Origin of the sequence: Staphylococcus sp. AtHG25 (assembly GCF_003217445.1) — a bacterium.
In the GTDB taxonomy this organism is placed as follows: Bacteria; Bacillota; Bacilli; order Staphylococcales; family Staphylococcaceae; genus Staphylococcus; species Staphylococcus haemolyticus.
Genome location: NZ_QJSN01000013.1, coordinates 43,962 through 53,991 on the forward strand (window position 1 = coordinate 43,962; position 10,030 = coordinate 53,991).

At 29.5% G+C, this 10,030-nt stretch carries 18 protein-coding genes; 7 read left to right on the forward strand and 11 right to left on the reverse strand.

The features are described from left to right. Positions 1 to 5 precede the first annotated feature (5 nt). The 11 genes from BDW31_RS09805 to BDW31_RS09850 all read right to left on the reverse strand — a co-directional run bounded on the left by BDW31_RS09805 (position 6) and on the right by BDW31_RS09850 (position 6,226). Positions 6 to 338 (reverse strand): hypothetical protein, encoded by a 333-nt coding sequence (locus tag BDW31_RS09805; RefSeq protein WP_020477383.1) that lies wholly within the window; start codon positions 336 to 338, stop codon positions 6 to 8. A gap of 348 nt (positions 339 to 686) precedes the next feature. Then, positions 687 to 1,271: a hypothetical protein gene (locus BDW31_RS09810; protein ID WP_053023581.1), complete on the reverse strand. Its 585-nt coding sequence runs from the start codon at positions 1,269 to 1,271 to the stop codon at positions 687 to 689. Further along, positions 1,268 to 1,912 (reverse strand): pathogenicity island protein, encoded by a 645-nt coding sequence (locus BDW31_RS09815; protein ID WP_053023582.1) that lies wholly within the window; start codon positions 1,910 to 1,912, stop codon positions 1,268 to 1,270. Before BDW31_RS09815 ends, BDW31_RS09810 begins: the two co-directional genes overlap by 4 nt. Beyond that, positions 1,909 to 2,190, reverse strand: a complete 282-nt coding sequence (locus BDW31_RS09820; RefSeq protein ID WP_053023583.1) for a hypothetical protein — start codon at positions 2,188 to 2,190, stop codon at positions 1,909 to 1,911. The genes BDW31_RS09815 and BDW31_RS09820 overlap by 4 nt, the downstream gene beginning before the upstream one ends. Further along, on the reverse strand, positions 2,165 to 2,986 hold the full coding sequence (locus BDW31_RS09825) for a bifunctional DNA primase/polymerase (protein ID WP_053023584.1): 822 nt from the start codon (positions 2,984 to 2,986) through the stop codon (positions 2,165 to 2,167). The genes BDW31_RS09820 and BDW31_RS09825 overlap by 26 nt, the downstream gene beginning before the upstream one ends. Before the next feature lie 170 nt (positions 2,987 to 3,156). Beyond that, positions 3,157 to 4,770 carry a phage resistance protein gene (locus BDW31_RS09830; RefSeq protein WP_110709609.1) on the reverse strand — a complete coding sequence of 538 codons (1,614 nt, stop codon included), beginning with the start codon at positions 4,768 to 4,770 and terminating at the stop codon, positions 3,157 to 3,159. Positions 4,771 to 4,852: 82 nt separating this feature from the next. Further along, positions 4,853 to 5,161 carry a type II toxin-antitoxin system toxin TscT gene (tscT, locus tag BDW31_RS09835; RefSeq protein ID WP_053022415.1) on the reverse strand — a complete coding sequence of 103 codons (309 nt, stop codon included), beginning with the start codon at positions 5,159 to 5,161 and terminating at the stop codon, positions 4,853 to 4,855. Next, on the reverse strand, positions 5,130 to 5,474 hold the full coding sequence (locus BDW31_RS09840; RefSeq protein WP_370863313.1) for a pathogenicity island protein: 345 nt from the start codon (positions 5,472 to 5,474) through the stop codon (positions 5,130 to 5,132). The genes tscT and BDW31_RS09840 overlap by 32 nt, the downstream gene beginning before the upstream one ends. 91 nt (positions 5,475 to 5,565) lie before the next feature. Next, positions 5,566 to 5,724: a hypothetical protein gene (locus BDW31_RS12500; protein WP_176747284.1), complete on the reverse strand. Its 159-nt coding sequence runs from the start codon at positions 5,722 to 5,724 to the stop codon at positions 5,566 to 5,568. A 16-nt stretch (positions 5,725 to 5,740) separates the two neighbouring features. Next, positions 5,741 to 6,013 (reverse strand): helix-turn-helix domain-containing protein, encoded by a 273-nt coding sequence (locus tag BDW31_RS09845; protein ID WP_053023588.1) that lies wholly within the window; start codon positions 6,011 to 6,013, stop codon positions 5,741 to 5,743. 3 nt (positions 6,014 to 6,016) lie between these two features. After that, positions 6,017 to 6,226, reverse strand: a complete 210-nt coding sequence (locus BDW31_RS09850; RefSeq protein ID WP_053025272.1) for a helix-turn-helix domain-containing protein — start codon at positions 6,224 to 6,226, stop codon at positions 6,017 to 6,019. A 162-nt stretch (positions 6,227 to 6,388) separates the two neighbouring features. Here BDW31_RS09850 and BDW31_RS09855 point away from each other — a divergent pair, with 162 nt between their 5' ends. The 7 genes from BDW31_RS09855 (at position 6,389) to BDW31_RS09875 (ending at position 9,936) form a co-directional block, all read left to right on the forward strand. Next, entirely contained in the window at positions 6,389 to 7,087 is a 699-nt protein-coding gene (locus BDW31_RS09855; protein WP_053023590.1) for a helix-turn-helix domain-containing protein, read from the forward strand. Between the two features lie 77 nt (positions 7,088 to 7,164). Next, entirely contained in the window at positions 7,165 to 7,299 is a 135-nt protein-coding gene (locus BDW31_RS12770; RefSeq protein ID WP_256268614.1) for a hypothetical protein, read from the forward strand. 279 nt (positions 7,300 to 7,578) lie between these two features. After that, complete coding sequence (locus BDW31_RS12505; protein WP_176744458.1) at positions 7,579 to 7,740, forward strand: hypothetical protein; 162 nt, start codon at positions 7,579 to 7,581, stop codon at positions 7,738 to 7,740. A 65-nt stretch (positions 7,741 to 7,805) separates the two neighbouring features. Beyond that, complete coding sequence (locus BDW31_RS09865; protein ID WP_053023591.1) at positions 7,806 to 8,210, forward strand: sporulation protein; 405 nt, start codon at positions 7,806 to 7,808, stop codon at positions 8,208 to 8,210. A gap of 40 nt (positions 8,211 to 8,250) precedes the next feature. Continuing rightward, a complete protein-coding gene (locus BDW31_RS12510) occupies positions 8,251 to 8,388 on the forward strand; it encodes a hypothetical protein (protein WP_176743793.1) in 138 nt (45 codons plus the stop codon). 51 nt (positions 8,389 to 8,439) lie between these two features. After that, the gene (locus BDW31_RS09870) at positions 8,440 to 8,673 is read left to right on the forward strand and encodes a hypothetical protein (RefSeq protein WP_037551762.1); all 234 of its coding nucleotides are present in this window, start codon (positions 8,440 to 8,442) and stop codon (positions 8,671 to 8,673) included. Between the two features lie 48 nt (positions 8,674 to 8,721). Beyond that, a complete protein-coding gene (locus BDW31_RS09875) occupies positions 8,722 to 9,936 on the forward strand; it encodes a tyrosine-type recombinase/integrase (RefSeq protein WP_110709610.1) in 1,215 nt (404 codons plus the stop codon). The last annotated feature ends 94 nt before the right edge of the window (positions 9,937 to 10,030 follow it).

A 10,030-nucleotide genomic window follows, 5' to 3' on the forward strand; every position in this document is an offset into this window, starting at 1 on the left:
TCACCTTAAATCTCAGTTTTCTTTAGTGCCTCATATCGTTTCATACTGCCCTCAATATGACGCTTAATACTTAGTAAGGCCAATTCTTTTTGTTCTTTCGACTTTATCCAGAAATAACCCCTAGTATCTTTCTTATAGCTATATCCGATTGGATAACCATAATCTACAACTAAACTATTAATAGTATGTTGTAACCATCTTTCATTGTTTTTAGTAAACTCCATATTCAATTGATTGAATATATTTTGTTTAGTAATAATATTGTGCTTAGTGTTGCGTAATACATTTAACACCTTAATATGATCATTCGTTAATTCATTTTTTATAATAGTGGGCATTGTGAACCTCCATTTTATTTTTAGTTAATACAATCATCTAATGCTTAACAATTCCACTATTACTCCTTTCGATTGTGCAGGAGTTCCCTACAACTCTATTATACTAAATTTACACTCAAATTACAAACGTATGTTCTTATTTTTATAACGTTTATATAACTTCTTAACACTCCATTTAACACTATAAATAAAGCGTTTATACTATTTTTCATACAATTTCACACACCTTCTTTTATAGAACTAGTGTTCCCTTTTACCTAAACTCAATCTAAAATCATTAACAAATCTTAACAATTACGATTTACATATAAAAAAGCCATGCACCTACTAAGTGCATGACCTATAAATTTATACATATTCTTTTAAATTTTTAATCTGTTTAATATTCATCTTATAAATCGGTTTAGATTTACCATTTACGTTATAAGTATGTTCAATCAAGTTTTTAGGTAATTGAGCAATTTCAAATGCTCGACCTATCGGAATATCTACATTAGGCATATCATCTGGCGTTCTCTTAATTCTCTCTAGCACCCACTTATACTTATCATAATTATTTTTATTGATACCATTCAACACACAATATAATTTCCATGCTGCAAACTCAAAATGTTTTTCTACCTGTTCTAATTCTAAGCAAATATTAATATACTTAGCTTTGCTGTTATCCCACTTGTAAGGAATAGTTGGAATAATACTTTTCTCATAATAAGTAATAGTAGCAACTTCTACATACTCACATGTTACAGATGATTTATTTACATCTAATGCAACGACCAATGGCAATAAGTTACCTACTACATTATCATGATGATCTATCAATACATATTCATTACTATTTAGCGTATAATCTTCTTCATTTAGTTTTAGAAATTCTATCAACACATCATCAGTTAGATTTAAGTCTTTAATGTCTTTATCAATTATTGTCATTGGCTCACTCCATTGTAATAAGAGTGTTTCAACTCATTTAATCGTTCAATTAATACTTTACTATCATCTTCATTAGCCTTTTCATTCTGAATAAATTCAGTAATAATTTTCAAGCCCTCAACTAATTCTGGTTCTGGTTCATTAATTCCAGTAGCTAACTGGTACAACGCTTCCATATTACCTATCACATCAGCATTACTAGTTTGAACGCCCTCAAGTTCATCTATATTAAAATCTTTACTCATGTAGTCGAACATGTCACTATTATTACTTTCTGCAAAAGTTTCTAGGCCATACATGAAATAATCGTTATCAAACATGAAACTAGCCATCATATCGCTTATAGTGTCATGTGTGCCATCTGGTATTTCATAACCTGCATAATGACCCTCGATACTCTCTATAAGTCTCTCAGTATGCTTTTCTGAGGCAATCTCAAAAGTTTTTCTCACTTCACAATCTTTTATTAATACATGACCATACATTTTACCTTTACTTACTAGATACACAATATTAAACGGATCGTTATATATCTTAAATGCAAAAGGTAATTTATAACTACTTTCACATAGTCCAGTAAAATATCTTAATAGCGTTGCTGCTCTAGTTTCAAATTCATTTGCTATAATTTCAACGTTCATTTTATTCCCTGCTTTCTTTTAATGTAATTTAAATAGTTTTTAGTTCTTGCAGCTACTAATTCAAAACTGCCATCTGCTATTGTTCTATACGATACTCTTTTATTATTCTGTAAATCGTAAGTTTCACGCCAAGCTACCCATTTTGTCCCAAAGTTTTCAAGATACAATGTTGATATGCGACTAATTGAGCAGTAGTACATTTCTTCGGATATTCCAACTAATAAACCTAGTTTTCTTAATTCGTCATCTAAATTAAATTCGTAATGAGTTTCTTGCACTGTTATATGAGGCCTCCCACTCTTCTAAAGTAAATTCATCACCATTTGCTTTAATATCACCAATAATTACTTTTAGAGGCTCTATATCCACGTTACATTGTAATGCGTAACTAATAGCCTTATATACATCATTATTACGTTCTACGCTTTCACCATTGATTACACGATTGTATGCCTCTTTACCTAGTCCACCTTTACCAGTATGTTGTAAATGATTGAAATTGTGGTTAGGCAACACACTTTTTACTGAGAACTTTTCCATAGTCTGTTGTAGGTAATTCCCACGTTTTGAAAATATACGATCTTCAAATTCACCATCATAAGCGATTACTGGTTTCTTATTACTTGTATATAGCCCTTTAACTGTTTTACTTCCAGCTAATACAAAATAGTTATTATCATGTGCTTTAATGTCTACTGATGGTAAATATCCTATTTTCTGAGCATATTCAACGCCATCACGTTTTTTAAATATTACATGCTTTCCTCCACTTGCTGTTGTCTGCACTAGCGTATTTTGTGCATTAGAAACAAACTCATCATAGTAAGGAATGTCTTTCAAACTATCAAAGCCACTTTCACCGTTTACGTGATTAATATCAATGTCGATACACCATAAACCTCGAGTAAGGACACCTAATACATTTGTGTTTGCATATGCTAAAAAGTTATTATCTATAAAATCATCATCAATAGTTACATTCTTAAATGATACTGTTGGCTTTTTATTATCGTTTAAGGGTACAACTTGCACATCTTTATTAAGTAGATACTTTGCTGCATTGTACATTTTCATGAGAATACCTCCAATAGAACACTAACCCTTTAAACTCTTTCTTTTCTCTATACATACATCTATTTATTTATACATAAAATATGCTAAAGAATATTTAAGTTATAAAGGTTAGTGCCTGTTATTAAAGTGATTTCAAAGTTAGTACAAAGGTTAGTAAGAGTTAAACTAACTTAAGTTTCAATTAAATCTAAAGCCATTTTGAATAGTTCTTTATTTTCTACAATATGAACTTTAGTATTTTGTCCCTCTATCCATTTTTGCTTATTGATAGCTACACCTATTTTTTTCATATCTTCTTTTGCTTTTTTATATCTCAGATTTTTATAATCTTCTTCAATAGTTTTTTGTAGTATCTCATCACCTGAAAAGATGAAGTCCTGTTTAGATAATGTTTCTAGTATTAAGATTTGAGTGTCCGTCAATTCATCTTCGGTGTAATAGTTTTTAAGTGTTACATTATTAAACTTAAATTCCCTGCCTATTCGTTTAAGATACTCAAGACTTAATATCAAAAATGATACTGACGCATTGACTGAGTTTTCCCCGTTAGGCTTAACAAAGTCCCAAAATGGTTTAAATACTTTATAACGTTCTTCATCAGTTTCGTTCTTCGGTCTATCCTTAAATGCAATCTTAACTGTACGTGTTCTATTAGCAGTAATTTCACCAGTATCAACACTTTCATTAGTATCTAAGATTAACACTGCATTATTTTTAAACTTAACGTTATTTCGTTGTATGCCACGCCCTGATATATTCTCACCAGTAGCTATTTTGCGTAATATTCTCATCATGCTTTTATTTATTTCACCTGTTTCATTTGCATGAGCAATATCTGCACCATAAAAGTTAAGCCATTCATTTACAGCCTCAAAGCCAGATGATAATAAGCTATCAAAATTGACTTTATTTACATTTAGAAGTTTCTCAAAAGTTTCCATAAACAAACCTTTACCAGATCTCCCAAAATCTTTAATTAAGAACCATTTTTCAGCTTGAATAAGTTTCATTTTTCGATACATAGTATAAGCATGCACCAACATTAAATTACTCTTACTGCGTTCATTGTCACTTACTAAGTCAAAGAATTGTTGTGCTAAGTTAATGTTTATATTCTTCTTATATACATCATATTTAATGATATAGTAATCGTTACTATTAATTTTCTTATCTACAAATTCTAATTCTTTGCAATTATATATCCAATCATTACCTGCAATAGCGTAAGGATAGATATTATATTGATAATCATTAATGAAATATTCTTTGTAAACCTCTAGCATTACATCAAGAAAATCATTGATATGATACTTATTGTCTACTGGATACCCTAATGAAAAATTAGTATTATCTATAATTTCATATTGATTATTTTTTAGTTTGATAAAGCTATCCAATTCTTTTGAGTAAATTACTTTTTCAGTAATTAGATCAATAATAAACTTTGCATAGCTATTTGTTTTACTAGGCTTAAAATGTGCCTCTTTCTTCTCCTCACCGTTCTCTACTGTTGTTTTTACAGAAATAGTTCCATAGACTGCACCTATTTCTCTAGGTTTTATGGTATAATCTAAAGTAAGGTTATTAATGTAATCACCTGCAAATTCATCTTTTGTTTGGTGATAAACACTTCCTTTATTATTAAAAATTTGTTTTTCTGTTGTAATTGCAGCAAAGTAAATTCGTTTACTAATCTCTTTTATACGAGATAAATTAGGTGTATCAACATTATCTAATTTAGAATGGAATTGATAATGTTTTTTATATAAAGAAACTTCATCCATTTAATCAACCTTTCGTTTTATGTTTTAAGAATAAGCACAGAAATGGTATATTATTCCTGTGCTTTTGATTTGCAAATTGCACTTACTCAGCGTTATCTGATTCTGTCGCCAAACTTACATCAGATGACGCTTTTTCTATTTCGTGGAATTTGTTGATTAATTCATTAAATTCCTTCATATACATCAGCATTAAATCGATTGTTTGCGTGTTTTGTATTCTATGTTCATGGTATCTGTAACCGTGTCCCTTAATTTCTTCCATACTTAATACGTGATTAGGTTCGTGTGTAAAATATTCTTCATCAAACCATGCGAAAGAAGTAATCACATCGTCAATTTTCTGTTTTACTATTTCTAAATCACAAAGTAAATTTTTCATTTCCCAATTCATATTCCATTTCCTCCACTTCAATATTTCCTACAATATAATCAAACGCCCATTCTAAAATTCCGACTATGTGTCCTTTACGATCTGTTGTATATTTTGTTTCACCTTTATCATCAATTACGCTGTAATGATAAACTTCTTTATCTTCATTCATGACATTACCTAACGTCATTGTTACTTCATCAAGTATAGAAAATACCTCATCTTCAAAATCCAGTTCAGCAAGAATATTAAATAACTCTTTGTGAATAAGTTTAAGCATATGTTCATAAAATGCTGTATCGTCATAACGATATTCCGTGAATGAATGAAACATTTGTTTCGGTGTGAATAGTTCTCCGTTTTGATTATCTTTGTAAACCACTTTCTCTAATACTTTTACTACTTTTGATAATTGATATTTTTCTTTAATCTTCATTTACTGCTCCTCCATTTTCTTCAATATTTAATACTGCGATCAAACTACCTAACATGTAAATTGCGAAAGCTACATGTATTCCTAGTAACCAACCACTAAGGAATGAGATTACTGAAATTAACATTAGTGTGACTATGAATTTAGCCATGTTGTATCACCTCCATTTAAAGCCAACCTTTATGACGTTTGCTTAAATACTCTTTAAAGCCATCAATAGAGATAACTGTCATTGTAGACGACAAACTATAATATAGATCCTCTACACCTTGGTTATCTTTATCATATTCTTTAAGAATACGATTGACTGAACTGTATGAAATTCCGAATAACTTAGCAATGGCATTAGGTTTTGCCATGATAGGCTTTACTATCACTTGTTTAGGTTCAGTAACTACATTTTCTTGAGTTGGTAAATCTTGCAGCTTAACATGTGGCATAGTTTAGGCCTCCTCTTTTTCTTTAATTCCAAAAAACTCATTAGGTGTAACTTTAAAATAGTCACACAACTTCATAACAATTTGCATATCTGGGTTTTTAGTTCTTTCATGATATAAACCATGAATTGTAGTTCTTGAAATTCCAGTTTCTTTACTTAATTTCAAGGCACTTACTCGATCTCTGCCCATTAGCATGCTTAAATTATTATTCATATTATCACCTCTTTTGTTATTGTTAACTGTGTACAGTTAAAAGTACAATATTAAGTTAACACTTCTCAAGTATTGTTGTCAACAATTTTTATTGAATTGTTATCACTGATTTTTATTTGTATCGAAGTACAATATGTTTTATTATAGATTAGAGGTGACAGAATGAAATTTTCAAAGTTATTAAAAGATATTAGATTGCAAGAAAATATTTCCGTAAATAATCTCTCAAAACTATCTGGAGTATCAAATGCTTATATTAGTAAACTTGAGAACAATAAAAGAAAATTCCCCACCACTAGGACATTATTCTTGTTATTAGTAGGATTTAAAAACTCAAAAATAAACGACCAATCTAAATCAAAACAAGATATAGACAGTGAAATTAAAGATATTTTAAATAATTTTATAACTGCTGAAGATAGCGATATTGATAATGAAGAACTAGAAAATTTGTATAACGATTTCAATACCTTTTATGAAGATTTGCACAATAAAATTGGAAATAAAGATGAAAGAAATAAAAACAAGAATATATTTGCATATGAGGATGATAAGAAAACTTTACAATTAATTAATTTAGAAAAGCCTATAAATGATATAGCATTTCATCTAAAAGACAGTGAAAACCAAAAATTTTATAACGGTGTAATATTAAATGATTATGATAAAAATATGATAAATGAAATCATCAACTCATTTTTAGTCACTAAATTATCCCAAGAACAGGTTGACTTAAGTGAAGATATTGAACAACTACAAAAAGACTTTAATGATTTTAGAAAAGAATCTATGTTAAATAAAAAGCAATTAAAAATGTTTGCTATCCAAAACAATATCCAATCACTTAAAAAGAAAAAATAAAATAAACAAATGGGAATCATGAAATTAATCTAAATAACTACTAAATGAAATAATACAAATGAATTAGGAGAGGTATTATGAAATTCGGTAACTTCAAGATTGATGAATTTTACCTAATCATGATTGGTGGGTTTTTAGTAACTTCTATTTTTGTACCGTTCATGCTTATTTCAGTAGTGATAATGCTAATTATAGGATTGGAGAAAGAATAATAATATAAATAAAGGAGGATTTTATGTTAATACTCATCATTATTATATTTTTAATAAGTGCCATTTTGTATATATTAAGTTTCTTTTTAGCTCAAAATGAAGGTTTATATTATAAAAATAACTGTAGAACTATATCTATTATTTTTATTGCAATTGGGGTGCTTTGCTTAATGGGTTACCTTCTGCAGTACTTATCTTCGCATTATTTAGGAATATAAAACTTATCTTTTAGCATCCTAGTGGCGAGTTAATATAAATTAAACAAAGGAGAAATGTAGAATGAAAAAATTCTTAGCATTAATTTTCGTAAGCACATTAATTTTAGGAGCATGTGACACTAAAGATGTGGAAGATAGCACAAAGAAAAGGAAAGATCCTAAAACTGAAGTGGATGATAAAGGTAGAGCTAAGGGTGAAAAAATTGAAAAAGAGCTAAAATAACATTTCACAGATTAATTATTTTACCATTCTAGTGGTGCTTTAATATAAATAAAGGAGGAATTGAGATGTTCGAAAAATTATTAACTTCAATAGGTATAGAATCATTAGAAATAAACACTGTGTTAAAAACACAACAAGTTCATAGTAATGGTGTGTTGGACGGGAGCGTGGTCATAGAAAGCGGCGCATCTGAACAAACTATTAATCAAATTGAGCTTACATTAATTGAAAGATATGATAATCCCGATAAGCGAAGTCAATTTCCTATTTTAGAAAATGAATTACAAACATTTACTTTACATGTAGACCGTAGTATATGTGAAAATACCAAAGAAATTGAACATTTCCAATTTAATATTGATGAACTAGAATTTAAAACTAATCCTAATAAATTGATTTTAAAAACACATGCTTACCTTTCTCATTCTGTTGATGCTTACGATGAAGATGAAATAAGGTTGATTGATTAATTGTGTTCTACTTTTTCAACATAAATAAGGAGATTGAGGGATGGAAAAACTTGATTTACACAAGCTTAATGATGAACATGTAAAATCATTGATAAATGACTTAAAGTACCCAACGACTCATATTGATGAAATCGAAGTAATAGGGAAAGTTATTTATAACTACCAAACTTTCGATTAATAGCGCCCTAGTGGCGCTTTAATATGAATTAATTTAAAGGAGAAATGTAGAATGTACTTTAATGATTGGAAAGTTACTATTAACGGAAAAGGCTCACATGATGTTGTGACAAATGAAGATACTTTGTTAATTTTGCAAGATTATCAACATGTTGAAATAGCATTAAAATTAGTAAATGATACTATTCAAGTGAAATCATTAGGCTATGGAGAGGATGTATGTATCAACCCTATAACAAAAGAAATCACAGTTAATGTAACAAACTTACTAGAAGATGATGAATAATTAAACAAAAGAGAAAAAATTCATAATATGTTAAGGAGGCTCTTACACATGTGGCATGAGAAATTTACTAATAAACATGGTGAAACTAAATATCGCTATTATGAGAAGTATAAAGATCCACTCACAAATAAATGGCGACGTGTTAGCGTGGTACTTAATAAGAATGGTAAGCAGTCACAAAAAGAGGCTCAGAAACGCTTAAATGAGCGTATAGAGGCAAAGGTGAATGATAAGACACCTACTACACTCAAGACGCTAACTTTCCATGCTGCATGTGATGAGTGGTTTGAACATTATAAATTAATATCTGGATCTAAACAGTCAACTATTACTACTAAAAGCTATAAGGTTGCTCACATCAAAAGAAATATAGACAAAGATATTCTTGTTCAAAATATGAATGCTAAAGTTATACAAGATTTAATTAACTCATCATTAAAAGATGGACTAAGCCATAAAGTAGTTAAAGACGATTTAAGTATCATCAAAAATATACTTCGATATACTCAAAAGAAATATAACATCACTGATATATCATACATAGATGATGTTGTTATGCCTAAAAAAGCGACTACAAGAGAAGAAATTAAAGCTAAACGTGAAAATTATTTAGAAATGGCTGAAATTCTGGCTATTGCTGTAGAATTAAAACGCATAGCAAATAAAAAGCGTGCTAGTTATATGAAAAGATCATACTTATTTACTGCTTACATAGTTGAATTTCAAGCATTAAATGGCATGCGTATTGGCGAACTCTTAGCAATTCAACCCGATAATATTGACTTTGAAAATAAGAAACTTCTCATTGATGGCACTATACACTGGTACAAAGATGGTAACAAAATAGGTTTCAAAGATACTACAAAAACAGCGTCATCATATCGTACTATATCTTTAACTACTAGAAGTTGTGATATTTTGCGTAAGGTTATGTTGGAAAATAAGAAAGCGATACAATGGGAAAACATGTATGTTGATAGAGGTTTTATATTTACAAGTCACAGAGGCAACCCTCTACCTCTCACATCAATAAACAGAAACATACAAATAGCTACACAAAATATAGGGATAGAAAAACATGTGACAACTCACACCATGCGTCACACTCACATATCATTATTATCGCAATTAGGTGTATCTCTTAAAGCTATAATGGAGCGTGTAGGTCACACAGACCATAAAACAACATTAGAAATATATAGCCACGTCACCGAGCAAATGGATAAAGATATGATGAATAAATTAGAAAAAGTTGGAAATTAATGGCTCTATAATAAATTGGACTGATGACTAAAAATCATCAGTCCAATTTTTATGTTTGAATACAAAAATGGCACAATTACCTCTATAATTATTA

Coding starts and splice junctions, on each gene's coding strand:
- BDW31_RS09850 (WP_053025272.1), bottom strand. CDS start 6,226: ATGAATAATAATTTAAGCATGCTAATGGGCAGAGATCGAGTAAGTGCC.
- BDW31_RS09840 (WP_370863313.1), bottom strand. CDS start 5,474: ATGTTTCATTCATTCACGGAATATCGTTATGACGATACAGCATTTTAT.
- tscT (WP_053022415.1), bottom strand. CDS start 5,161: ATGAATTGGGAAATGAAAAATTTACTTTGTGATTTAGAAATAGTAAAA.
- BDW31_RS12505 (WP_176744458.1), top strand. CDS start 7,579: ATGAAAAAATTCTTAGCATTAATTTTCGTAAGCACATTAATTTTAGGA.
- BDW31_RS09810 (WP_053023581.1), bottom strand. CDS start 1,271: ATGACAATAATTGATAAAGACATTAAAGACTTAAATCTAACTGATGAT.
- BDW31_RS09805 (WP_020477383.1), bottom strand. CDS start 338: ATGCCCACTATTATAAAAAATGAATTAACGAATGATCATATTAAGGTG.
- BDW31_RS09870 (WP_037551762.1), top strand. CDS start 8,440: ATGTACTTTAATGATTGGAAAGTTACTATTAACGGAAAAGGCTCACAT.
- BDW31_RS09875 (WP_110709610.1), top strand. CDS start 8,722: ATGTGGCATGAGAAATTTACTAATAAACATGGTGAAACTAAATATCGC.
- BDW31_RS12770 (WP_256268614.1), top strand. CDS start 7,165: ATGAAATTCGGTAACTTCAAGATTGATGAATTTTACCTAATCATGATT.
- BDW31_RS09830 (WP_110709609.1), bottom strand. CDS start 4,770: ATGGATGAAGTTTCTTTATATAAAAAACATTATCAATTCCATTCTAAA.
- BDW31_RS09825 (WP_053023584.1), bottom strand. CDS start 2,986: ATGAAAATGTACAATGCAGCAAAGTATCTACTTAATAAAGATGTGCAA.
- BDW31_RS09845 (WP_053023588.1), bottom strand. CDS start 6,013: ATGCCACATGTTAAGCTGCAAGATTTACCAACTCAAGAAAATGTAGTT.
- BDW31_RS09855 (WP_053023590.1), top strand. CDS start 6,389: ATGAAATTTTCAAAGTTATTAAAAGATATTAGATTGCAAGAAAATATT.
- BDW31_RS09815 (WP_053023582.1), bottom strand. CDS start 1,912: ATGAACGTTGAAATTATAGCAAATGAATTTGAAACTAGAGCAGCAACG.
- BDW31_RS09865 (WP_053023591.1), top strand. CDS start 7,806: ATGTTCGAAAAATTATTAACTTCAATAGGTATAGAATCATTAGAAATA.
- BDW31_RS12500 (WP_176747284.1), bottom strand. CDS start 5,724: ATGGCTAAATTCATAGTCACACTAATGTTAATTTCAGTAATCTCATTC.
- BDW31_RS12510 (WP_176743793.1), top strand. CDS start 8,251: ATGGAAAAACTTGATTTACACAAGCTTAATGATGAACATGTAAAATCA.